Raw genomic sequence first — 23,897 nt, 5'->3', positions numbered from 1 at the left:
AAATAGATTTTGTCATGTGCTTAAGGGGCTTTCTTTAAAAATAAACGTAGCACAACCATGGCATACATCATACTTGGTAAAGCAAACATTGCTGCGTAGAACAATATTGCTAAACTTTGTTCCCATAACGAAAAGACTTGCGTTTCTTGTAACGGATCATAGGCAATCAAAAAAGAAAGTGTTATTAAAGTATAAAAGAAACTAATGACACCAGAAAAAAAGGCAATTTGAACAAGGTTACGTTGGTGGTATTGATAACGGATACAAACAAGAGAAAATAAAAAAGCAGGTATTGTTGTGAGAAGGAAGACATAACCTAAATTGGTTGCATCAAATGCATTAAAGAATGGCAAAAATAATGAAAAAAGACACTGCGTCAAAAGAGGAAAAATGAGAAGTGTTTTTTTATTTGCCATAAGTTTTGTCCCTTGTGTAACGGAAGTAGTGCGCACTAACAATGTCAACACGCACTACGAGGTTCTTTATTAGCGTTTTGATTTCTTAATAAATTTCATTAAACGCTTACGTTTACGTAATTGATTTGGCGTGAGCTTATTACGTTTACCTGCAAATGGGTTATTACCTTCTTGGAATAATAAACGAATTGGCGAACCAATAATTTTCAAACTGCGGCGATAATAATTTGATAGATAACGTTTATAAGAATCAGGTAATTTATCCATTTGGTTACCGTGCACCACAATAATTGGTGGGTTATAGCCACCTGGGTGTGCGTATTTCAACTTAATGCGACGACCGCTCATCATTGGTGGTTGATGTTCGTCCGTTGCCATTTGCAAAATACGGGTCAACATTGAAGTAGTCATTTTTTGTGTTGCGCAAGCATAGGCTTCTTGGATTGAATCGAATAAATTACCAACCCCACTACCATGTAGTGCTGAGATAAAATGAACACGCGCAAAATCAATAAAGTCTAAACGACGATCAAGTTCAGATTTCACTTGATCTTTAATATCTTGATTTAAGCCATCCCATTTATTGACCACAATAACTAACGAACGACCCGCATTTAGAATAAAGCCCAGTAACGAAAGATCTTGATCTGAGACACCTTCGCGTGCATCAATTGTTAATAATACGACATTGGCATCTTGGATAGCTTGTAAGGTTTTGATGACTGAGAATTTTTCTACTGCTAAATGCACTTTACCACGCTTACGTACGCCTGCCGTATCAATAATCGTATATTGTTGCCCATCACGTTCCATCGGAATATAAATACTATCTCTGGTTGTGCCAGGCAAATCATAAACGACAACGCGATCTTCGCCTAAAATACGATTGGTTAGAGTAGATTTACCTACATTTGGGCGACCAACGATAGCAATCTTAATATTTTTATCTTGTGCTTCGACTTCTTCTGCAAGGGCATCATCTAAAAGTGCGGTATCTTCTTCGTTAGAAAAGTCAAAATCTTGATCCCATTCGTCTTGTTCATCATCTTGAGAAACTTCTGAATTTTCTACCGCACTTTGCTCGTCCAATTCTGTATTCATTCTTTCTGCAATGGGGGCAAGCACTTGTTCCATCAAAGCAGAAACACCGCGTCCTTGCGAAGCTGCAATTTGTTCTACTTCACCTAAACCCAATTGATAAAATTCAGCACAATGGGAATCCGCATCAATACCATCGGTTTTATTCGCGACGACAACCGTGATTTTATGTTGGCGTTGGCGTAAGTAGTTGGCGATACCAATATCCGCTGAAGTTAAACCTGCTCGTGCATCCACTAAAAATAAGACGACATCGGCTTCTTCAATGGCAAGCAACGATTGCTCCGCCATTTTTTCTTCCACACCTTCTTCTGTACCATCAATACCGCCAGTATCAATAACAATAAAATCATAACCAGCAATATTTGCCTGACCATATTTACGATCACGAGTTAAGCCTGGGAAATCCGCTACCAACGCATCACGGGTACGTGTTAAACGATTAAATAATGTTGATTTCCCGACATTAGGGCGACCAACAAGAGCAACTACAGGCGTTGTCATAAAAACCTCTTATTCAGAATTTCTGCCTATGAATTTATAGCACAGTTAAAAATCAAACTATTATAGCGGATTCTGTGAAAGATGAGAAATGGACAAGTAGGGGCAGATGGGATTATAGGGAAATAATTTTAGAATACTTGAAAATAAAGCGATCAAATAATAAAAAGTGCGATTTTTTAACCGCACTTTTATCTTGAAAGGAATGTATTTAAATGGTTGATTTACGTGTAAAACCAATATAAATACAGAAAATAAATCCAGCAAGCAGTGCATAAGGCGTGTAATTTGAAATGCCCGCGCCAGATGCTGCTAGAGTGAGATTGTGTGCTGTAGCTGCACCAAGCAACATTCCGATGATAAAGAATGTCGCGTCATTATTCCCTTCCCCAACGTGAACTAATTGTTTACCTGGGCAGCCACCACCTAAAGAGAAGCATAATCCACATAATGACATTCCCAAGAAATTCCATAAGTATTGGTTATGTGCGATAGGTTGTTTTTCAAAACCTAAATTGAATTGACCTAATAATGCATTGGTGATCATCGAAAACAGAACAATTGCAATGACGCCATTTAATAATGAGTTATCTCGGAACAAAATAAAGTTACGGAACGCGCCGATAGAGCAGAAGCGAGAACGTTGCATTAATACACCAATAAGCCCCCCCGCAGCAAGTGATAACCAAATATTTGCATGTTGTGAACCAGGGCCTTTTTCTGAGAAGAAAATTGGTAAACCTTCCCCGAAACTAAATCGAGTAATCAAGAAAACGAGCAAAATTATGCTCACTGCGATTGCTATAAAGCTCGTGTATTTATTTTGTTCAATTGCTTTTCCTAAAGAAAAATCACGCTTTGCAAAAAAGATTCCACCTAATACACCAACGAATAAACCAGCAATACCAGCAATGCTTGTTAAATCACCACCACCTAAGCGGAGATATGCACGCCAGGGGCAACCTAAAAAGGTTAATGCACCAAGCATAGAAAAAAAGCCTAGAATCATGCGAATGAAAGGGCTTGAGCCACCACGAGGACGAAACTCTTTGCTAAATAATGCGCTGATTAAAGCGCCTAAAATCAACCCAATGATTTCTGGGCGAATATATTGTAGTGGAGTAGCTTGATGTAGGCCAACAGCACCAGCAGTGTCACGTAAGAAACAAGCTGCGCAAAAGCCCATATTACCAGGATTGCCATTATAGGTTAGAAGTGGAGCAACGATACCAAGTGCAGCACCTGCAACCACAGGCCAAGAAATAATTTTCATAATTAGACCTTTGTGATATCTGAAGTTGAATTAAATTGTGAATGTTTTTAATTAATTAAAAACGAATAGATTGTATGAAATGCGGACACAATATGCAAAGTGAATTTGTAATTATTTTTCACACGAACAAAGAATGGTCAGATAAAGGGAAAATATTGATTTTGAAGAACAAAAAGCCACTTTAAAAAGTGGCTCTCTTTAAGAATTCATTGGCGGAACGGACGGGACTCGAACCCGCGACCCCCTGCGTGACAGGCAGGTATTCTAACCAGCTGAACTACCGCTCCGTAGTAGAATAAAATTGGCGGAATGGACGGGACTCGAACCCGCGACCCCCTGCGTGACAGGCAGGTATTCTAACCAGCTGAACTACCACTCCGCACAGGTGAGAGGTATATTAATGACGAACAGGTGCTTCGTCAACTTTTTTTTGCATATTTATCGTTACTTGATTAATCAATGAACGATCTTGTTAATGGTTATTTTGTTCTTCGAGTCGCTTTTTCCATAAGCAATTTCCTTTACTTTTTTTATGTAATAATTGAATGTAATCAAGGTGTGCTTGTAATTCGTCTTCATTTGGCTGTAAGCATGTTAAATTTTGTGCAAAGTTGACCGCACTTTGTATCTGTTCTTGCTTGGCTGCGATAATCACTTCAGGCTCGTTTTCATCAAATAAACTGGTTTGCCCACCCGTCATTGTTAAGTAAACATCGGCTAGAATCTCCGCATCCAGTAATGCGCCGTGTAACGTTCGTTTACTGTTATCAATACCGAGTCGATCACAAAGAGCATCTAAGCTATTGCGTTTACCTGGGTACATTTGGCGTGCCATTTGTAAGGTATCTGTGACTAAACAAATATTGTCAGTGTTGATATTTAAATTGAGCTTTTTAAATTCATAATCCATGAAGCCCACATCGAAGGGAGCATTATGTATCAGTAATTCTGCTCCTTGAATGTAATCAATGAATTGTTGCGCAATTTCATTGAAACTTGGCTTGTCTGCTAACATTTCATCTGTAATCCCATGGACTTTGACGGCTTCTGGATCCACAGGGCGATCTGGCTTGATATATAAGTGAAAGTTATTACCTGTGAGACGTCGGTTAATCATTTCGACGGCCCCTATTTCGATGATGCAATGACCTTCGTAATGTGCACCAAACTGGTTCATACCTGTAGTTTCGGTATCCAGTACAATTTGGCGAGTTGGATTGATTGATACACTCATTTTTCTTATCTATATATTTGGCTTAATTTCAGTTATGATTCTGGTTTAATTCCGAATTGTAACAAAGATTATGCAAAAACAAATTGAAATTTTTACAGATGGTTCTTGTTTAGGCAATCCTGGCGCAGGTGGGATTGGGATATTATTGCGTTATAAACAACATGAAAAACAGATTTCAAAAGGCTATTTTTTAACAACTAATAATCGGATGGAATTATTGGCTGTGATTGAGGCGTTAAACAGCTTAAAAGAACCTTGTATAGTGACTTTACACAGTGATAGTCAGTATATGAAAAATGGGATCACAAAATGGATTTTTAACTGGAAGAAAAATAATTGGCGGGCAAGTACGGGTAAACCAGTAAAAAACCAAGATTTGTGGATAAAATTAGATCAAGCTATCCAGCCTCATACGATCAATTGGCAATGGGTTAAAGGGCACTCTGGGCACATTGAAAATGAAATTTGCGATCAGTTAGCCAAAGCTGGTGCGGAAAATCCAACTTTAACAGATACAGGTTATCAGCCAGAGTAAAACGTTATAGAAATCGACTGTACTTTTGTTATTTAAGCGAGATAGTTTGTCGCTATGAGCTTAAACATATCTAAATTTTTTATGCATTAATAAATGTAAGTAATTAGTGTTGTGTCTAAATTAATGTATATGAGTAGAATTGATATACATTAATCTTTTATCGTATAAAATACCTACTTTCAATGATGTTAAAAAATGCAAGGAAAAAATGAAAAAAAATCTTATCACAGCCTCTCTTTTATTTGCTTTACCGAGTTTCGTTTTTGCTCAAACTGAGCTTCAACTGATCAATGTTTATTCTGCTTATGCTATACCAGTCAGCCAAGATAAAACAGCTTCGTCTGTGACAGTTTTAACGGAGAAAGAATTTTCAGCGCGTAATGCAACTTATGTGAGTGATGTATTAAAAACGGTCCCTAGTGTTGCATTAGGGATGAGTGGTGGACGTGGTACATTGACCAGCCTGTTTCTACGTGGAGCAAATTCAAATCAAACAGCAGTAATTATTGATGGCGTAAAAATGAAGCCTGCTTCTAATTTAGGCTTTGATTTCGGTGGCTTAAGCTTGAGTAATATTGAACGTATTGAAATTTTACGCGGTGAACAATCGGCTCTTTGGGGCAGTGATGCAATGGGCGGTGTCATTTATATCACAACAAAGAGCGGGCTTTATCAAGAAAAACCTTTCCATCTTGATGTTGATCTCGGTATGGGGTCCCATGGGACATTTGATGCTTCAGCGACACTTTCTGGTTACAAACAAGGATTGTATTACGCACTACATGGTGCTAGCCATTATACTAAAGGGATTTCTTCATTAAGTACGAACAAATTCTCTTATACTTCAAAAACGGGTAATGCGTTTTCAACAGGTGGTGCAGTAGAAAAAGATAAATTCCAACGTGATAATGGTGCCTTTCGTATTGGTTATGATGATAATCATAAAGGTATTGAGTTTTTAGCATCCCATTCTTCACAAACGGTGCACTTTGATGAAACTTATGATCGTTCAGAAACATTTTACGATGATCAGACTCGCACACGTGAAACTTTATTTAAGTTGAGTGGTTATATTGGAAATGAGCAAGAATTATTTAAGCAAAAAGTCATCTTGAGTAACCTGAAAACGGATAGCGACACCTTTACAACAGAAAATCTTTATGATCCTACTACCTATGCCAAAATAGGTACGGTGCCAAGTAAAAGTGCTTACGATGCGAAAAAAATGGCAGCGAGTTATCAATTAGATGTCAATTTTGATCGTGAAGGTACGGTAACACAAGCGGTCAGCGTTTTAGCTGAGTATCAACATTCAAGTTATGATTCGAGTCATTACACGAATGGTAAGAAAACATTAATCGAGAAAAGTATTGCAGCTGAATATCGTTTGTTAACGGAAACTGATCATAGCTTAGCCTTAAGTGGACGTTTTACAGATAATACGCCTTATCAAAATGCCTCTACTGGGCGCATTACAGGTGCGTACCGCCTATCGCCAAATTTCCGTGCCCATGCTAGTTTCGGAAGTGCTATTCAAAATCCCACTCTAATTGATTATTATGGTTATTTTGGTAATTATCGCGGTAATCCTAATTTAAAGCCTGCTAAAAGTTTGGGTGGAGATGTTGGCTTATTAATGGAAAGTCATGATAAACGCCAGAGTTTAGATATCACTTATTTTGCGCGTAATGTGAAAGATTTTATCGCTAATAACCGTACTTATACTTCATCAATTAATCTTGATGGTACAACTAAAGTAAAAGGGGTAGAGGTCGTGTATAGCGGCAAGTTAATGGAGCTTTTGACAGCTTATGCAAATTACACATTCACCCAAACAAAAGACAGCCAAAATGTTGAATTGCCTCGTCGTCCGAAACATTTAGCGAATGCTGGCTTCACTTATCAAATGACACCAGCACTCAGTAGCGATTTTAATATTTCCTATGTAGGTAAACGTTTGGATACTTATCCTCAAGCAACTAAATTACCTTCTTATACTTTAGTGAATTTAGGTGCGAATTATCAGTTTGCTAAAAACGTGACGGTTTATGTAAACGTAAATAACGTTTTTGATAAAAAATATGAAAATATTCTTGGCTATGGGCAAGATGGTCGCAATGTTTATGTTGGCTTAAAAGGATCATTCTAACCTGAACGGGCGTGGGAACACGCCCTTTTGTTATGTTCAAAATTCTGAAAATAGTTACCGCACTTTTATTGACTATCAGCACAGCACAAGCAGCACAGTTTGTATCGCTTAATCTTTGTGCAGATCGCTTATTGATCGAACTTGCTCGTACTGAACAAATTGCTGCAATGTCGAATTATTCAGCTAACTCGCTGATGATGCTGGATAAAGTCAATGTTGATAAACCGCAAATTGAAGCAAAATTAATCGATTTATTACCTTATTTAGATAAAACCTTGTTGATTAACGAACAGTTTTATCCGCAATTAGTGGAAAAATTACGATCTTTAGGCGTAAAAGTAGAAAATATCGTGGACCCACAAACGCCAGAACAGCTGTTTGCGCTGATTTTACGCTTAGGCAAGCTCACTGATAATCAAAGCAAAGCAGAACAATTAGTCGAAAAACTGAAATTGCAAGATTTCCGCCTAAAGTTACCTCTTGCACAAACTTTGATGTTGTCCGATACAGGCATTGTAGAAAGTCAGTTTCAACCCTACCGTACTTTACTTGATTTACTCGGGCTATTACCACTTGAGACAGGCTTAACCCAACAAAATTTTTCCTTGGAAAAATTATTACTCAGTCAGCCCAATGTACTTATCCGTCTTACAGATAAACAAGGTTACAATGAACAAGCAGAACTGGTTAATCATCCCATTTTGCAAAAAATCTTCCAAAATCGACCGCTTGCCACAATTCCACTTAAATATAGCTACTGTTTTGATCATGGACTATGGCTAGGAGCAGAACAAATTTATCAGCAACTGAATAAAATAAACGACAAAAAATGATACAGCCTAAAACCCTAAACCTCATTTTATTGCTAACATTGCTCGCCTTAATTTCGTTTGCCTGTGGCTATCAGCTTAGTCAATTTACCGCACTGGCTAACGCAGAAGGTATTTTGACTGATATGCGTTCGCTAGTGTTGTCGGATATTCGCCTACCACGCATTTTATTAGCCGTACTCACAGGAGCAAGCCTTGCTCTCGCAGGCAATGTGATGCAAGGTATTTTCCAAAATCCACTGGCAAGCCCCGGATTATTAGGCAGTGCCAACGGTGCAACCACTGCGAGCGTATTTATTCTCTACTACTTTTCTGCTCCCTTTACAGTATTGTTATTTGGCGGCATTTTCGGGGCATTATTGAGCTTTCTCATCGTTTATTTTATAGCCCGAAATTACGGCACAACCATGATGATTTTAAGTGGGGTAGCGGTCAATATGTTACTAGGTTCAGCGATTGCCTTACTACTTTCCAACGCCCAAAGCCCTTGGGCATTGGCAGAGCTTTACCGCTGGCTACAAGGCTCGTTAATCTGGGCAAAATTAGATACCTTATTGATTTCTTTACCGATTGTGGTTCTCGGCATCGCTTGCATTTACAGCCAACGCCGTTATGTTGATTTACTCACCTTCGGCGAAGAAACGGCTAGCACAATGGGCATAAACCTAAAACGTAGCTTTTTTATCACCACATTCGGCGTAGCCTTGTTGGTGGGAGCAACCATTCCCCAAACGGGCACTATCGGATTTATCGGCTTAATTGCACCGCACTTTGCTCGTATCTTGCTTAAAAAACGCCCTTCACAGCTTTATCTCACCAGTAGCCTTATTGGTGCGTTATTACTGTTAATCGCCGATCTCGGCATTTTATATCTGCCATTTTTCTCGCATATCTACATCGGCACGCTCACCGCCATTATTGGAGCACCAGTGTTGATTTGGATTTTGCTCACGCAACAGCGGAGGCTTTATGATTAAAGTTGAAAATCTGAGCTTGCCGTATGGTTTAAAGAATGTGAATTGCCACATTCCACAAGGAAAACTTGTTGGCATTATGGGGGCAAATGGGGCAGGAAAATCTACACTATTAAAATCCATTGCAGGGATTTTGCCCTTATCAGCGAAGCAAACAAGCGGTCAAATTTGGTTAAATTCTTGCAAATTAAGCGCAATGTCCGCCTCGCAGAAAAGCCAGCAGATTGCCTATCTCGCTCAAAACACCACCATTTATTGGGATTTATCTGTCTATGATGTCATTGCTCTTGGCTTATCGTCCCCACTGAAAAAAAGTGATGAACAGCAAAAAGTGCGGTCAATTTCACAAAATTTTTCTGTTGAACATCTGCTCGACAAACCTTTCCAACAGCTTTCAGGTGGAGAAAAAACAAGAGTACAGCTTGCTCGTTGTTGTATCAAAAACAGCCCCATTTTACTGGCGGACGAGCCTATTGCTGCTCTCGATCCTTATTATCAAATCGACATTATGCAACAGCTCAAAGCTCTCACACCTGAACAAACGTGCGTAGTGGTTATCCATCATTTATCTCTAGCTTATCGTTTTTGTGATGAAGTGCTCTTACTGAAAAACGGTGAAATCATCGCCAGTGGCGAAACACAAGCGGTGCTCAATCCGCAAAATCTTGCAAAAGGGTTTGGGATTAGGGCAGAAGTGGATAGGGAAAGAAAAGAAATTTTAGGCATAGATAAATTAAAAATTGAGTGCTAAAACAAACTCTGTTGCCCAATTAAAAACTCAGGTTTGGCTTTTACTGAAAATCCATATTCGGTTAAATAGCCTTTTAAGCTCTCAATATTGTAGAAAGAATGGCTTTTGGTGGTGTTTTGGAAATAGAGATAGAGCTGGTCGAATTCATTTTTGCGTTGGTAAAGTAACTTGGCTAAATGTTGTAATTCGCTTTCATTATAACGGTAGTCGTGGCGTTCTGCTGCTGATTGCGCTTTCCACCAATTTGGATTACGACCATGTAGGCGTAAATAAGCGGTGCGTTGATTGGCGTAAAATTGAAAAGCGGGCAAGCCGATATTCTGTGGATAGTCTACATTACACCAAATCAAATTTTGTTTACCTTGAAAATAATCCAGTACAGATTGGATATGCCAACTGGCATGGCGAAATTCAATGACTAAGGGATAGCCTTCAAACCAAGACACCAACTCCGCAAGATAATAACGATTGGCTTGAGTGCGTTCAAAACTCGAGGGAAACTGAATAAACAAATTTGCTAAGCAATTTTGTTCTATCAACGGCCGTAACGCATTTAAAAAGGCTTCCGCTTGTTGTTTAAGTGCGGTGCGTTTATGGCTAAAATCCTGATGCAATTTCACCGAAAATCTCAACCGCTCTTTTGCCTTTTCCACCATACCCTGCAACGCCTTCGCCCCAATCGGTGCGTGAAACGTGCTATTGATTTCAATGGCATCATAATGCTGGCTGTAAATCGTCAAAAAATCAGATTTATCTGTACCAAATGGATAAAGAGAACCGATTAGATCCGTATCGCTATAACCGCCTGTGCCGAGGTAGATGTGGGGTGTTTGCATTTTACTATTCATTAGACTCTAAAGCGCCTTTTTGACTTTTCAACAAGCGGTCAAAATCGCTTTCAAATTTGCGATCTTGAATAACACGGTATTTTTCAAACTCTGTTTCGGCATAAAGTTTTGCTTCATCAAAACTGATTTTGCCTTTGTTGTCTAAAATCGGTAAATCATCCGCATTTAAGAAAATATCCAACCGCTTTGCCCAATCTTCCATTGCCATTGGAATTTGTCGTCTAGCACGTCGCTCTGCAAGGTCTAAAAACGCATTGACGATAGCCCCCAAATCTTTTAACTCTTCATTATTCAAGTAGTTCTTTGCTACCGATACATCGCATTTTAAGATTTTGCCATCAGGCGATTTCGCCCAAGTGCTCAATCCCATATTCGGCTTATTGCTGTCTGCTCGTTCCCGAATCAATTCCGCTGCAGTATGTTGATGAATAGCGTAATGCAGTTTGTTTTGCACAGTAGCAAAAAACTGCTTGGTTGTGGGAGCATCTTTGTTGTAATCCACCGCTGTGGCATAAATATCAGTAATCTTCTGATAAAAACGGCGTTCCGATAAGCGAATTTCACGGATTTCTTCTAGCAAACGCTCAAAATAATCTTCTCCCAAGAACGAACCGTTTTCCATTCGTTCCCGATCTAGCACATAGCCTTTCATCGAAAACTCACGCAAAATCTGTGTCGCCCACTGACGAAACTGTGTTGCTCGCACGGAATTAACCCGATAGCCAACAGAAATTACGGCATCTAAATTATAGTGTTTAGTGTTGTAATTTTTGCCATCTGTGGCAGTTGCCGAGAAAATCTCGGTAACTGAAAAAGGGTCTAACTCACCATCTTTAAAAATATTTTTTAAATGCAGAGAAACATTATCACTAGAGCATTCAAACAGTTCAGCAATACGTTTCTGTGTTAACCAAATTTCGCCATTTTCATAATGAACTTCAATACTTTGATCGCCAGTTTGATTAGTGAAAATCAAAAATTCGGCAGTGCTGTTACGGATAAGTTTGCTCATCATTAAATACCTTTGCAAAATCTGTGTAAATTTTACCGCTTGTTGTGATTTTGTCGAATAGAAATATGAAATTTTCGACAGAGATCGCAAAATGCGTAATTTTTTAGATGAGAAGAAAAGACGGAATAACAGGAAAGCGGTCAGAATGTTGGTAAAATTTGCAAAATTTTATTGAAATCGGACCGCTTGCTAATCAAAAAACTAGATTAAATAAATTGCATTCGATATTTCTTATAAAAGTAAGATGACTGCTGAATATGCTTTATAAAATTTATTACATTATCAAGAATATTCTCGGAACTCATTATTTTAGAAAGAAATTCTTCCGATTTGCCATCCCTAGACCAATCATTAAGGGAAGTTTCTTTAGGAGCAATAATATATAAATATGGTTTTATACATCTTTCAAGTTCGATAAAATCATCAATATCTCTTAGATTAGTTGATATTCCTGAGGCATCCTCATAGTATCCATTTTGTGTTTCTTTTGGATCAATACATTTGCCTCCAATAAAACTTGCTCGATCAAACAAATGTTCTGGATAAATATTTCTTTCTTTTTGTATATTAAATTTATCGTAGTAAGTAAAGAAATCAGATGCATTAGTTCTTATAATAACAAGATTATTGAATAGATTATCTCTATCTCTAAATAAAATTATATCTCTTATATTAATTTCAACTCTTGCATTTCCAGTTCTTATTATATACATATTTTCTGTAAATGGACTTTTTTCAATTGAACTTAAAAGATTATCCCCTTCATGTAAATCCATATGCCATAGAAAGTCATTTTTATTTATGTCATTCAAATCATTAATTAAATTACATATATTAATATTATTTTCCATCAAAGAAACTTTTTCTATTTCGGGAGAGTTTTTTCTTATAACACGATCAAATTCATATAAAAATTTTTCTCTACAATATTTTTTCTCCTCGTGGTGTTTTATATAATTTTCTATACTTTCAACATCCTTAAATCTATCTATAGGATTTCTTCTTAGGCAGATGTTTATTATGGAATCAAGGATATCTGTACTACTTAATTCGTCAATTCCTGCAAAAGTTCTACCATATTTTAACCAGAACATTATTTGCCCAAATGAAAAGATATCAGAAAAATATGAAACTTTTCCTCCCTTAGTTGATTGCTCTGGAGCACTAAAATCCCTATTACCAAGCCTCTCATTAGAATTAGTATGAGATTCTTTGGCATAAAAAGACTCATTAAAATGAGCTATACCAAAATCCCCAATAACAAGATCAATTTTACGCTCATTTTCATTATAATTAATAAATATATTTTCAGGCTTTATATCCCTATGAATAACATTGTTGGAATGAATATATTTTAACCCTTCAAGAAGTTGATAAAATATTAATTCTCTTAATCTTGATTGCTCTTCATCTGATAAAAGATCTAGAATCCTTTTTTTAAAGGAAGATAAATTCATATCATAATATTTTGATATTATAATATAATAGCTTTCATCTATAATATTGACTTTATCTAAATGATATTGTTCAATAATTCTTTTGTGAAAAGAAAGTTGAGCTAACGCAAAATATTCATCTTTAAACCTTTTTATTTTATTGTTATCAGAATTAAACTTTAAAAATTTTATAACAAATTTTTTTGTCCTTTTCTAAATAAGTAGACATAAGAGTTACCTCCTTCGCCTAACTGTCTATCGAACTTGAATTTCCCAACATTTGTATCAATTTCATTAGATTTCAGATAATCAACTAACTTACACATATAATATCCTTAATAATAATTTCTTAAATAAGATTTTATTTTCTACTTCATCGCCACACTCAACCATTTCAACATCATCTTCTCATCCCACCCCTTCCTTCTCGCATAATCCACCGCTTGATCTTCGTCAATTCGACCAAGAGTGAAGTAATTGCTCGCTGGGTGGGAGAAGTACCAGCCGCAGACGGAGGCGGCGGGCCACATGGCGTAGCTTTCGGTGAGTTTCATGCCGATGCGTTGTTCCACTTCCAATAAATCCCAGATGATCTGTTTTTCAGTGTGTTCTGGGCAGCTTGGGTAGCCGGGGGCGGGGCGGATGCCGATGTATTCTTCACGAATTAAACGGTCGTTATCCATGGTTTCATCTGAATAGCCCCAAATTTTAGTGCGAAGCTCAAAGTGAAGATATTCCGCCATGGCTTCGGCTAAACGGTCGCCGACCGCTTGCAGTAAGATGGCGTTGTAGTCGTCCCCTGCGGCTTTATAGCCTTCCACTAAGTCATGTTCTTCAATCCCTGCACAAACGGCGAACATACCGAACCAGTCTTGCTGCCCGCTCTCTTTATCGGCGATAAAGTCGCTCAAGCAAAGGTTGTATGGGCTTTTGCTGTTTTTGCCCCGTTCGGTTTGTTGGCGTAAGTTATAGACTTTGCCCATTGGCGAAGTGCGGTCGGAATTTGCAAAAATTTCAATATCATCGCCCGCTCGACAAGCTGGGAAAATCCCCATTACGCCACTTGGGTTGAGTTTGCCGTTTTGCTCTAATTCGTCTAACACTTTTTGGGCATCATTCCATACTCGGCGAGCTTCTTCACCACCTTCAGGATAATCAAAGGCATCAGGGTAGCCGCCCATCAAGCCCCATAACATAAAGAATGGCGACCAGTCGATAAATTTGCGTAAAGTGGCAATCGGCACGTTTTTATATTCGATAATGCCCGTTTGTTTTGGCTGTGGCACTTTATAATCCGCCCATTCGCCCGCAAAAGCATCAAAGCGGTTGGCTCGAGCCTCTTCAATCGGCAACTGTTTGCGTGGAGCTTTTTTGTTGGCAAAGACGTGCTGAATTTGTTCATATTCCTTTTTCATTCGTTCCCACAATTCCGCTTTGGTGTCTGGGTTCATCAAGGCTGCACAAACCGTTACCGCACGAGAAGCGTTGGTGGTATAAACCACTTCGTGCTTATATTTTGGATAGAGTTTAATCGCTGTATGTTCTTTTGACGTAGTCGCTCCGCCAATCATCACCGGCAGATTTAAGCCTAAACGGGTCATTTCGCCTAAGAAATATTCCATTTCATCGAGGGATGGGGTGATTAATCCGCTTAAGCCGATAATATCCGCTTTTTCATCAATCGCTGTTTGAATGATTTTATCCGCTGGTACCATTACGCCTAAGTCAATCACCTCAAAGTTGTTACATTGCAATACAACGCTGACGATATTTTTACCGATATCGTGAACATCGCCTTTCACCGTGGCAATCACTACTTTACCTGCCGATGAGCCTTTCTGTTTGGTCGCATTGATAAATGGCTCTAAGTAAGCCACCGATTGCTTCATCACACGAGCGGATTTTACCACTTGCGGTAGAAACATTTTGCCATCGCCAAATAGCTCGCCCACCACGTCCATACCGTCCATTAATGGACCTTCGATTACTTCTAATGGCGAGCTAAATTTCAAGCGAGCTTCTTCGGTGTCTTCAATAATATGATTGGTAATCCCTTTGACTAAAGCGTGTTTCAAGCGTTCTTCTACGCTCCAAGTTCGCCACTCGGCGACGCTGTTATCTTCCTGATGAGCAGTCGAATTTCGGTATTTTTCTGCAAGTTCAATCAGTTGTTCAGTTGCATCTGGATGACGGTTTAGCACCGCGTCTTCAATGATGTTACGCATTTCAGGATCGAGATCATCATAAATCGCCAACTGCCCCGCATTGACGATTCCCATATCCATGCCTTGCTTAATGGCGTGATAAAGGAAAACGGCGTGAATGGCTTCACGCATCACATTATTGCCTCGGAATGAGAAAGAGACGTTAGACACACCGCCCGAAATTTTGGCGTGCGGTAGGCTCTGTTTAATTCGCCCTACCGCATTGATGAAATCCACACCGTAGTTGTTGTGTTCTTCAATCCCTGTGCCGATAGCGAAAATATTTGGGTCAAAAATAATATCTTCAGGCGGAAATCCCACTTGATCCACTAAAATGCGGTAGGCTCTGGTACAGATATCTACTTTACGATCTTCTGTATCCGCTTGCCCCACTTCATCAAACGCCATCACCACCACAGCCGCACCATAACGGCGAACCAGCTTGGCTTGCTGAATAAATTTCTCCTCACCTTCCTTTAAAGAAATCGAGTTCACGATTGCCTTGCCTTGCACCACTTGCAAGCCTGCTTCAATCACTTCCCATTTAGACGAATCGATCATCACTGGCACTTTTGCTGCATCAGGTTCGGTTGCCATAATGTTTAGGAAACGCACCATACATTTTTCCGAATCGAGCAAGGCTTCGTCCATATTGACATCGATGACCTGTGCCCCGTTTTCCACCTGCTGAATGGCAATTTCAATGGCTTCGGCAAATTTTTCTTCTTTAATTAGCTTTTTAAATTTAGCCGAACCCGTTACGTTATTGCGTTCGCCCACATTGACGAATAGGCTATCTTCATCAACGGTTAATGGCTCAAGCCCAGATAAACGCATAGCGGTTTTAATTTCAGGGAGCTGACGGGGCTTGATGCCTTCCATTGCTTCGCTAAAGGCTTTGATATGTTCAGGCGTTGTCCCACAGCAACCGCCGACAATGTTCACAAAACCTTGTTCCGCCCATTCTTTTAAATGAGCCGCCATTTCTTCCGCACCTAAATCATAGCCACCAAAGGCATTTGGCAAGCCTGCGTTAGGGTGAACAGACACATAGGTTTCGCTGATTTTCGACATGGCTTCTACATATTGACGAAGCTCTTTCGGGCCTAAGGCACAGTTCAAGCCGAAAGTAAGTGGTTTAACGTGGCGTAGAGAATTGTAGAAGGCTTCGGTGGTTTGTCCCGAAAGGGTTCGCCCAGAGGCATCAGTGATCGTGCCTGAAATCATAATTGGCAAAATCACGCCCAATTCTTCAAACACTTGGTCAATCGCAAAGGCAGCTGCTTTAGCGTTTAAGGTATCGAAAATGGTTTCGATCATAATCAGATCAGAGCCACCTTCGATCAAGCCACGAGTCGCTTCCGCATAGGCATCGACCAATTCCATAAAAGTAACATTACGAAAACTAGGATCGTTTACATTCGGTGAAATAGACGCTGTGCGGTTGGTTGGGCCTAAAATCCCTGCCACAAAACGAGGCTTTTCTGGGGTGCTGTATTTATCTGCCGCCAAACGAGCCAATTTCGCCCCTGTAAAATTGAGCTCATAAGCTATCGCTTGTAATTCATAATCGGCTTGGGCAATGGTGGTTGAACTGAAAGTATTGGTTTCAATAATATCTGCACCAGCCGCCAAATATTTCTCGTGAATGGCTTTAATCAACAACGGTTGGGTTAGAGTTAATAAATCGTTATTGCCACGCAAATCAATTAGGCTATTTTTAAAACGCTCGCCACGAAAATCTGCCTCGGTGAGTTTATATTTTTGGATCATCGTCCCCATCGCACCGTCTAGAATGAGGATTCGTTGTGCGAGCAGATCTTTAAGTTGTTGTGTTTGATTTTTCAAAAGTATAGTGTCCATTTTTTGAGAGTTTTATCAATGAAATGAATAATAAAAAGCCACTATAACACTGTCAAATTTTATCTTTTGTTTTATATCAGAATGAGATGAAACCAAAATAAGGTTATTTGTGGTATTCGCGAGCACCAAAAATAGCAGTACCAATTCGCACCATTGTCGAACCACACTTAATTGCGCTAGCCATATCATCGGTCATGCCCATCGAAAGCGTGTCAATTTGAGCCTCTGGTAGTGCTTGTTGTAACGCTATAAATAAACTTTTCATTGCATTAAAGGCCTGTTCTTGTTGTTGAAGATCATCTGTTGGTGCTGGAATTGCCATTAAACCTCGTAAGCGTAAGTGCGGTAAGTTTTGGACGTGTTTTGCTAACACCAGCATGTCGTTTGGTACAATACCTGATTTGCTGTTTTCATCGCTAATATTAATTTGAATTAAGACATTTAATGGTGCTTTGTAATAAGGACGTTGTTCATTTAGCCGATCAGCGATTTTTATACGATCGAGTGTTTGCATCCAGTCAAAGTGTTCTGCGACTAAACGTGTTTTATTCGATTGTAATGGACCAATAAAATGCCATTCCAACTCGATATTTTGCTGTTGAAAATAAGCGATTTTATCAATACCTTCTTGTACGTAATTCTCGCCAAATGCGGTTTGACCCGCTTGATAGGCTTGATAGATATCTTCGACAGTTTTTGTTTTCGAAACAGCTAATAATTTGACCGCACTTTGTGGGCGATTAGCTTGGGTTAAATAGTGATTTATTTGAGTTTGAATTTGCGTAATATTTTGTTGGATTGTCATACAGAGAGTATCCTATGCGGAAATCGTTTGCGATTGTCATTGAATGAAAAAATATTAGCTATATTACAAGAACTTGTTGGATTTTAAAAATTTATAATATTTTTGCATTTTCCGTTTGACAACCCCAGTAAATTTAGGTATTTCTTACACATTCTTTTTTATTTTTAACTAAGATGATGAATAAACGCACTTCAGTAACGATGATTATGATGACCACCACTATTATTATGATGAATAGTGCGGGTTAGTGCGTAGCAAAAAGATCGAATTCGACAAAACCCGTACTCAGTAAAAAGTGCGGGTTTTTTTATCAAATTTTTATAATATTTTAAAATTCACAACATCTAGGAGATTTGATTATGCGTGTATTAAAATTCGGAGGCACTTCCTTAGCCAATCCAGAACGTTTTTCTCAGGCAGCACAACTTATTGAAAAAGCACATTTTGAAGAACAAGCCGCAGGGGTTTTATCTGCACCTGCTAAAATTACCAACCATCTTGTTGCCCTTTCTGAAAAAGCCAGTTTAAACCAACCTACCGATACGCATTTTGATGAAGCCTTAGAGATTTTTTATCGCATTATTCATGGATTACACGCAGAAAATAATAAATTTGATCTTGTAGGGATGAAGGCCCTCATTGATGAAGAGTTTGCACAGATTAAAGCCGCTTTGGACGACATTCGTCAACAAGGCTTTGTTTCAGATGCGGTGAAAGCGACTATTGATTGTCGTGGTGAAAAATTATCCATTGCGATGATGAAGGCATGGTTTGAAGCACGCGGTTATGAAGTTACTCTCATCAATCCTGTGGAGAAATTATTAGCGCATGGCAGTTATTTAGAGTCTTCCGTTGATATTGAAGAATCGACTAAACGTGTAGATGCAAAATCTATTCCAACCAAAAATGTGGTTTTAATGGCTGGGTTTACCGCGGGTAATGAAAAGGGCGAATTAGTTTTATTAGGTCGTAATGGTTCTGATTATTCGGCAGCCTGTTTAGCCGCATGTTTAGGCGCGAGTGCTTGTGAGATTTGGACTGATGTAGATGGGGTGTTTACTTGTGATCCTCGTTTAGTCCCTGATGCGCGTTTATTACCAAGTTTATCTTATCGTGAAGCGATGGAATTGTCTTATTTTGGTGCAAAAGTGATTCATCCGCGTACGATTGGTCCTTTAGTACAAAGTAATATCCCTTGTTTAATTAAAAATACAGGTAACCCAACTGCGCCTGGCTCAATCATTGATGGCAATGTGAAATCTGAGCAGCTACAAGTCAAAGGGATTACCAATTTAGATAATGTGGCTATGTTTAATGTTTCTGGTCCAGGTATGCAAGGGATGGTGGGCATGGCTGCGCGTGTTTTCTCTGCAATGTCAAATGCTGGTGTGTCGGTTATTTTAATTACCCAATCTTCTTCTGAATACAGTATCAGTTTTTGTGTACCAGCCAAATCGGTAGAAGTTGCAAAACAGGCGTTAGAAAAAGAATTTGAGCAAGAGTTGAAAGCAAATGCACTTGAGCCAGTTGATGTGATTAAAGATCTCTCTATTATTTCAGTTGTGGGTGATGGAATGAAACAAGCGAAGGGGATTGCTGCACGTTTCTTCTCTGCACTTGCTCAAGCTAATATCAGTATTGTGGCAATCGCTCAAGGGTCCTCCGAGCGCTCAATCTCTGCAGTTGTTTCGTTAAACAAAGCGATTGAAGCAGTGAAAGTGACACATCAAGCCTTATTTAATAATAAGAAAGTAGTGGATGTCTTTTTAGTTGGTGTTGGTGGCGTTGGTAGTGAATTAATCGAACAAATTAAAAATCAAAAAGAGTATTTAGCAAAAAAAGATATAGAAGTTCGAGTTTGTGCGATTGCTAATTCAAATAAAATGTTGCTGAAAGCGGATGGATTATGTTTAGAAAACTGGCAGGCTGAATTGGAGAATGCAACTCAGCCCTCTGATTTTGATGTATTGCTTTCATTTATTAAATTACATCATGTTGTTAATCCTGTCTTCGTTGACTGTACTTCGGCAGAATCTGTATCGGGGTTATATGCCAGAGCTTTAAGCGAGGGATTTCATGTTGTGACACCAAATAAAAAGGCCAATACTCGTGAATTAGCCTATTATAATGCATTACGTGAGAATGCGCGGAGTAATCAACGAAAGTTCTTATATGATACTAACGTCGGTGCGGGTTTACCTGTGATTGAAAATTTGCAGAACTTATTAGCGGCAGGTGATGAAGTAATAAAGTTTAACGGTATTTTATCGGGATCATTGTCGTTTATTTTTGGTGAGTTAGAAAATGGGCTTTCGTTATCCGCAGCGACGGCACTTGCCAGGGAGAAAGGTTTCACTGAGCCAGATCCAAGAGAAGATTTATCGGGGCAAGATGTGGCACGTAAGCTCCTTATTTTGGCTCGTGAAACGGGGTTACAGCTAGAGTTAACGGATGTCGAAGTAGAAAGTGTTTTACCAGCTGGTTTTGCAGAAGGAAAAACTACGGCTGAGTTTATGGCGATGTTACCTGAATTAGATAGTGAATTTGCTGCACGAGTTGAAAAAGCTAAATCAGTAGGTAAAGTCTTACGTTATGTTGGACAAATTGAAAACGGTAAATGTAAAGTTTCTATTGTAGAAGTGGATGCAGATGACCCATTATTTAAAGTAAAAAATGGGGAAAATGCCTTGGCTTTCTATACACGTTATTATCAACCAGCGCCATTACTCTTACGCGGCTATGGTGCGGGTAATGCAGTCACAGCGGCGGGTATTTTTGCTGATATTTTAAGAACACTACAATCTTAATTGGATAAATACATGGGAAAAAATATGCTTAGAATTTATGCACCTGCATCAAGTGCAAATTTAAGTGTGGGATTTGATACCTTGGGTGCGGCGGTGTCTCCTATTGATGGTTCATTATTAGGTGATGTGGTGCAGGTTGAGGCAATCACTGCTGGATTTGAGCTAGAAAGTGCGGGTTATTTTGTACGTAAATTACCCAAAGAACCACAAAAAAATATTGTCTACCAAGCTTATGTTTTATTCAGTGAACGTTTAAAATTGCGTGGTGTTTCAGTTCGCCCATTGCGGTTAACGCTCGAAAAAAATATGCCAATTGGGTCTGGTCTTGGTTCGAGTGCTTGTTCAATTGTGGCAGCATTAGTTGCGTTAAACCAATTTCATCATGAGCCTTTCTCTAAGATGGAACTGTTAGAAATGATGGGTGAGCTAGAAGGGCGTATTTCGGGATCAATTCATTATGATAATGTCGCCCCTTGCTATTTAGGTGGTGTGCAGTTAATGGTGCAGTCTTTAGGAAATATTTGTCAGAGACTACCATTTTTTGATGATTGGTATTGGGTGTTAGCGTATCCTGGAATTGAGGTGTCGACTGCAGAAGCACGTGCTATTTTACCAAAGAGTTATACACGTCAAGATGTGATCGCACAAGCGCGCCATTTAGGAAGTTTTGTGCATGCTTGCCATACTAAACAAGCACAGCTTGCAGCATTAATGATGAAAGATGTCATTGCGGAACCTTATCGTGAAGCATTATTACCGCATTTTGCTGAGGTAAAACAAGCTACCCGAGATCTAGGTGCATTAGCAACAGGTATTTCAGGATCTGGACCAACAATATTTGCTATTGCGTCTGATTTAACGACAGCTATGAAATTATCGACCTATTTAGAACAGCATTATTTACAAAACAACGAAGGCTTTGTGCATATTTGTAAAGTCGATAACGAGGGTGCAAGAGCACTAGGTTAAGCATTAGGTTAATTGAGAAAACGGAAAGTTATATGAATTTATACAACATCAAACACCCAGAAGAACAAGTAAACTTTGCACAAGCTGTACGTCAAGGTCTTGGCAAAAATCAGGGGTTATTTTTTCCCGAGAATATACCGCACTTTGATGATATTGAAGCATTATTAGCATTGCCATTAGTGGAACGTAGTCAAAAAATTCTTGGTGCATTAATTGGCACAGAAATCACTGAACAACAATTGGCACACATGGTACAAAATGCGTTTACTTTTCCTGCTCCTGTAGTGAAAGTTGAAGATGGGGTGTATGCCTTAGAATTATTTCATGGACCAACATTAGCGTTTAAAGATTTTGGCGGCCGTTTTATGGCACAAGCCTTAGCAACAGTACGTGGTGATGGAAAAATTACAATTTTAACGGCCACTTCGGGGGATACGGGAGCTGCCGTTGCTCATGCATTTTATGGGCTAGAAAATATTGATGTAGTGATTTTATATCCACAAGGCAAAATCAGCCCGCTACAAGAGAAATTATTTTGTACATTAGGTGGTAATATTCGTACTGTAGCCATTCAAGGTGATTTTGATGATTGCCAAGCTTTAGTAAAACAAGCCTTTGATGATGTTGAATTGCGTCAAGCGATAGGTTTAAATTCAGCTAATTCAATTAATATTAGTCGTTTGTTAGCACAAGTCTGTTACTATTTTGAAGCGTTAGCACAATTGCCAAAAGAAGTGCGTGATAATGTTGTGGTTTCAGTACCAAGTGGTAACTTTGGTAATTTAACAGCAGGATTAATTGCAAAATCATTAGGGCTCCCAATCAAACGTTTTGTGGCTTCAACGAATGTGAATGATACTGTACCGCGTTATTTACGTAGTGGTGATTGGCAACCAAATGATACTGTAGCAACTTTGTCTAATGCAATGGATGTAAGTCGTCCAAATAATTGGCCTCGCGTAGAAGAATTATTTAAACGTAATGGTTGGGCATTATCTGACTTGCATTCTGATGCCGTAAACGATAATGAGACAGAGCAGACTTTACAACAAATGCACGAGAAAGGTTATTTGTGTGAGCCACATGGTGCAGTAGCATATCGAGTATTGAAACAGGATCTCCAGTCTGGAGAAACAGGACTATTCCTTTGTACTGCACATCCTGCAAAATTTAAAGAAAGTGTAGAACGTATTTTACAACTTGAATTAGATTTACCTGAAGCGTTAGCAAAACATGCAAAATTGCCATTATTATCCGATGTAATGGAAAATGATTTTGCTGCATTGAGAGCGTATTTATTGAAATAAAAGTGATTTCCCCTCTTTTTATCAAAGAGGGGAAATGTTGTCTTCAGTGATGGATACTTATTACCTCGTAAGCTAGTTCAAATGATGCTGAATGAAAGAAGACGGAAAAGAGATTTTAAATGAGCACGTTTATTGCTTACGCTAACATCAACCAATCCTATCCTCTAGAGACTATTCCTTCTGAATTGTTAAGTGAGAAGCTTCGCCAACCATTAAAAAGCCATAATCAACGCGTAAAAACACGTCATCGCTGTCGTTGGGTCGCACATTTTTTACTATGGAAATTACTTAAAATTTCGCAAAAACCGACCGCACTTTTAAAGTACATTGACTATACTGAAAGTGGCCGCCCACAGTTACCTGTTGATGACATTGATTTCAATATTAGTCATTCTGGTGATTGGGTGGCAGTTATTTTACAGATCACATCTCAAGGGAAAAGTGCGGTAGGAATTGATATTGAATATCCAAACAAACAAAGGGATTTTGCAGCGTTATTAGCACATTTTTCCCCTCCGCGAGAGCAAGTATGGTTTCAGCAACAGCAAGATAAAGAAGCCGCTTTTTACTTAAGTTGGTGTTTACGTGAGGCGGTATTGAAATCACAAGGAGTGGGCATTGTGAAACTATCCGAGGTAAATCATGACCCTATATTACACCATATTAGTTGTGATTATTGTCCATCGGGTCAGCTAATTTTTAGTCAAGAATTGCCTTTTTATTTAGCTTTTTTCGTTAATCATACTCAACAAACCGATTTTTGTTATTTTATGTGGGATGGGCAGCAATTAGTGAGAAGATTATTACCTAAAACACACCATTATTGGGTTAATAAAAGTCATGAAGATGAGATTTAAGGTTGAGTTGTTAAGCTTTTCCGTACAG

General features: G+C 38.9%; 17 protein-coding genes, 2 tRNA genes and 1 pseudogene. 9 read left to right on the top strand and 11 right to left on the bottom strand.

Going from position 1 to position 23,897, the window contains the following annotated elements; genetic code table 11:
• Positions 1 to 20 precede the first annotated feature (20 nt).
• The 6 genes from K7G93_RS05985 to dnaQ all read right to left on the bottom strand — a co-directional run bounded on the left by K7G93_RS05985 (position 21) and on the right by dnaQ (position 4,522).
• On the bottom strand, positions 21 to 416 hold the full coding sequence (locus tag K7G93_RS05985; RefSeq protein WP_160531305.1) for an HI_0559 family membrane protein: 396 nt from the start codon (positions 414 to 416) through the stop codon (positions 21 to 23).
• 69 nt (positions 417 to 485) lie between these two features.
• Positions 486 to 2,018 carry a ribosome biogenesis GTPase Der gene (der, locus tag K7G93_RS05980; RefSeq protein ID WP_226690724.1) on the bottom strand — a complete coding sequence of 511 codons (1,533 nt, stop codon included), beginning with the start codon at positions 2,016 to 2,018 and terminating at the stop codon, positions 486 to 488.
• 208 nt (positions 2,019 to 2,226) lie between these two features.
• Positions 2,227 to 3,288, bottom strand: a complete 1,062-nt coding sequence (yedE, locus tag K7G93_RS05975) for a YedE family putative selenium transporter (RefSeq protein WP_049216219.1) — start codon at positions 3,286 to 3,288, stop codon at positions 2,227 to 2,229.
• A gap of 210 nt (positions 3,289 to 3,498) precedes the next feature.
• Positions 3,499 to 3,575: transfer RNA gene (locus tag K7G93_RS05970), tRNA-Asp, on the bottom strand.
• Between the two features lie 15 nt (positions 3,576 to 3,590).
• Positions 3,591 to 3,667 (bottom strand) — tRNA-Asp (locus K7G93_RS05965).
• 93 nt (positions 3,668 to 3,760) lie between these two features.
• Positions 3,761 to 4,522: a DNA polymerase III subunit epsilon gene (gene dnaQ / locus K7G93_RS05960; RefSeq protein ID WP_226690725.1), complete on the bottom strand. Its 762-nt coding sequence runs from the start codon at positions 4,520 to 4,522 to the stop codon at positions 3,761 to 3,763.
• A 70-nt stretch (positions 4,523 to 4,592) separates the two neighbouring features.
• Between dnaQ and rnhA the strand changes: the two genes are divergently transcribed.
• The 5 genes from rnhA to K7G93_RS05935 all read left to right on the top strand — a co-directional run bounded on the left by rnhA (position 4,593) and on the right by K7G93_RS05935 (position 9,761).
• Positions 4,593 to 5,057, top strand: a complete 465-nt coding sequence (gene rnhA, locus K7G93_RS05955) for a ribonuclease HI (protein WP_223667271.1) — start codon at positions 4,593 to 4,595, stop codon at positions 5,055 to 5,057.
• 208 nt (positions 5,058 to 5,265) lie between these two features.
• Positions 5,266 to 7,206 (top strand): TonB-dependent receptor plug domain-containing protein, encoded by a 1,941-nt coding sequence (locus K7G93_RS05950; RefSeq protein WP_226690726.1) that lies wholly within the window; start codon positions 5,266 to 5,268, stop codon positions 7,204 to 7,206.
• 32 nt (positions 7,207 to 7,238) lie between these two features.
• Positions 7,239 to 8,039 carry a substrate-binding domain-containing protein gene (locus K7G93_RS05945; RefSeq protein ID WP_226690727.1) on the top strand — a complete coding sequence of 267 codons (801 nt, stop codon included), beginning with the start codon at positions 7,239 to 7,241 and terminating at the stop codon, positions 8,037 to 8,039.
• On the top strand, positions 8,036 to 9,013 hold the full coding sequence (locus K7G93_RS05940; RefSeq protein WP_226690728.1) for a FecCD family ABC transporter permease: 978 nt from the start codon (positions 8,036 to 8,038) through the stop codon (positions 9,011 to 9,013). Before K7G93_RS05945 ends, K7G93_RS05940 begins: the two co-directional genes overlap by 4 nt.
• Positions 9,006 to 9,761: an ABC transporter ATP-binding protein gene (locus K7G93_RS05935; RefSeq protein WP_228400329.1), complete on the top strand. Its 756-nt coding sequence runs from the start codon at positions 9,006 to 9,008 to the stop codon at positions 9,759 to 9,761. Before K7G93_RS05940 ends, K7G93_RS05935 begins: the two co-directional genes overlap by 8 nt.
• Here K7G93_RS05935 and K7G93_RS05930 read toward each other — a convergent pair.
• The 5 genes and pseudogenes from K7G93_RS05930 to K7G93_RS05910 all read right to left on the bottom strand — a co-directional run bounded on the left by K7G93_RS05930 (position 9,758) and on the right by K7G93_RS05910 (position 17,929).
• The gene (locus K7G93_RS05930) at positions 9,758 to 10,597 is read right to left on the bottom strand and encodes a DUF72 domain-containing protein (RefSeq protein WP_226690730.1); all 840 of its coding nucleotides are present in this window, start codon (positions 10,595 to 10,597) and stop codon (positions 9,758 to 9,760) included. The two genes, K7G93_RS05935 and K7G93_RS05930, sit on opposite strands and share 4 nt — an antisense overlap.
• A gap of 4 nt (positions 10,598 to 10,601) precedes the next feature.
• Positions 10,602 to 11,621 carry a virulence RhuM family protein gene (locus K7G93_RS05925; RefSeq protein WP_226690731.1) on the bottom strand — a complete coding sequence of 340 codons (1,020 nt, stop codon included), beginning with the start codon at positions 11,619 to 11,621 and terminating at the stop codon, positions 10,602 to 10,604.
• A gap of 206 nt (positions 11,622 to 11,827) precedes the next feature.
• Positions 11,828 to 13,252, bottom strand: a pseudogene (locus K7G93_RS05920) (protein kinase domain-containing protein); the annotation flags it as partial.
• A gap of 173 nt (positions 13,253 to 13,425) precedes the next feature.
• Positions 13,426 to 17,124, bottom strand: coding sequence for a methionine synthase (metH, locus tag K7G93_RS05915; RefSeq protein ID WP_226690733.1), 3,699 nt, complete (start codon positions 17,122 to 17,124; stop codon positions 13,426 to 13,428).
• A 103-nt stretch (positions 17,125 to 17,227) separates the two neighbouring features.
• Positions 17,228 to 17,929 (bottom strand): YggS family pyridoxal phosphate-dependent enzyme, encoded by a 702-nt coding sequence (locus K7G93_RS05910; protein ID WP_226690734.1) that lies wholly within the window; start codon positions 17,927 to 17,929, stop codon positions 17,228 to 17,230.
• 359 nt (positions 17,930 to 18,288) lie between these two features.
• Here K7G93_RS05910 and thrA point away from each other — a divergent pair, with 359 nt between their 5' ends.
• The 4 genes from thrA (at position 18,289) to K7G93_RS05890 (ending at position 23,869) form a co-directional block, all read left to right on the top strand.
• Positions 18,289 to 20,736 carry a bifunctional aspartate kinase/homoserine dehydrogenase I gene (gene thrA, locus K7G93_RS05905; protein ID WP_226690735.1) on the top strand — a complete coding sequence of 816 codons (2,448 nt, stop codon included), beginning with the start codon at positions 18,289 to 18,291 and terminating at the stop codon, positions 20,734 to 20,736.
• 24 nt (positions 20,737 to 20,760) lie between these two features.
• Positions 20,761 to 21,705 carry a homoserine kinase gene (thrB, locus tag K7G93_RS05900; protein WP_226690736.1) on the top strand — a complete coding sequence of 315 codons (945 nt, stop codon included), beginning with the start codon at positions 20,761 to 20,763 and terminating at the stop codon, positions 21,703 to 21,705.
• Positions 21,706 to 21,737: 32 nt separating this feature from the next.
• Positions 21,738 to 23,012, top strand: a complete 1,275-nt coding sequence (gene thrC, locus K7G93_RS05895; protein ID WP_226690737.1) for a threonine synthase — start codon at positions 21,738 to 21,740, stop codon at positions 23,010 to 23,012.
• Positions 23,013 to 23,131: 119 nt separating this feature from the next.
• Complete coding sequence (locus K7G93_RS05890; protein WP_226690738.1) at positions 23,132 to 23,869, top strand: 4'-phosphopantetheinyl transferase family protein; 738 nt, start codon at positions 23,132 to 23,134, stop codon at positions 23,867 to 23,869.
• The last annotated feature ends 28 nt before the right edge of the window (positions 23,870 to 23,897 follow it).

Source organism: Pasteurella canis, assembly GCF_020810675.1.
Taxonomy (GTDB): domain Bacteria; phylum Pseudomonadota; class Gammaproteobacteria; order Enterobacterales; family Pasteurellaceae; genus Pasteurella; species Pasteurella canis.
This window is presented reverse-complemented; position numbering and strand designations above follow the sequence as displayed.

Excerpts from the sequence above, each read along its gene's own strand:
- K7G93_RS05985 (WP_160531305.1), bottom strand. The coding sequence starts at position 416 with ATGGCAAATAAAAAAACACTTCTCATTTTTCCTCTTTTGACGCAGTGT.
- der (WP_226690724.1), bottom strand. The coding sequence starts at position 2,018 with ATGACAACGCCTGTAGTTGCTCTTGTTGGTCGCCCTAATGTCGGGAAA.
- yedE (WP_049216219.1), bottom strand. The coding sequence starts at position 3,288 with ATGAAAATTATTTCTTGGCCTGTGGTTGCAGGTGCTGCACTTGGTATC.
- dnaQ (WP_226690725.1), bottom strand. The coding sequence starts at position 4,522 with ATGAGTGTATCAATCAATCCAACTCGCCAAATTGTACTGGATACCGAA.
- rnhA (WP_223667271.1), top strand. The coding sequence starts at position 4,593 with ATGCAAAAACAAATTGAAATTTTTACAGATGGTTCTTGTTTAGGCAAT.
- K7G93_RS05950 (WP_226690726.1), top strand. The coding sequence starts at position 5,266 with ATGAAAAAAAATCTTATCACAGCCTCTCTTTTATTTGCTTTACCGAGT.
- K7G93_RS05945 (WP_226690727.1), top strand. The coding sequence starts at position 7,239 with ATGTTCAAAATTCTGAAAATAGTTACCGCACTTTTATTGACTATCAGC.
- K7G93_RS05940 (WP_226690728.1), top strand. The coding sequence starts at position 8,036 with ATGATACAGCCTAAAACCCTAAACCTCATTTTATTGCTAACATTGCTC.
- K7G93_RS05935 (WP_228400329.1), top strand. The coding sequence starts at position 9,006 with ATGATTAAAGTTGAAAATCTGAGCTTGCCGTATGGTTTAAAGAATGTG.
- K7G93_RS05930 (WP_226690730.1), bottom strand. The coding sequence starts at position 10,597 with ATGCAAACACCCCACATCTACCTCGGCACAGGCGGTTATAGCGATACG.
- K7G93_RS05925 (WP_226690731.1), bottom strand. The coding sequence starts at position 11,621 with ATGAGCAAACTTATCCGTAACAGCACTGCCGAATTTTTGATTTTCACT.
- metH (WP_226690733.1), bottom strand. The coding sequence starts at position 17,124 with ATGGACACTATACTTTTGAAAAATCAAACACAACAACTTAAAGATCTG.
- K7G93_RS05910 (WP_226690734.1), bottom strand. The coding sequence starts at position 17,929 with ATGACAATCCAACAAAATATTACGCAAATTCAAACTCAAATAAATCAC.
- thrA (WP_226690735.1), top strand. The coding sequence starts at position 18,289 with ATGCGTGTATTAAAATTCGGAGGCACTTCCTTAGCCAATCCAGAACGT.
- thrB (WP_226690736.1), top strand. The coding sequence starts at position 20,761 with ATGCTTAGAATTTATGCACCTGCATCAAGTGCAAATTTAAGTGTGGGA.
- thrC (WP_226690737.1), top strand. The coding sequence starts at position 21,738 with ATGAATTTATACAACATCAAACACCCAGAAGAACAAGTAAACTTTGCA.
- K7G93_RS05890 (WP_226690738.1), top strand. The coding sequence starts at position 23,132 with ATGAGCACGTTTATTGCTTACGCTAACATCAACCAATCCTATCCTCTA.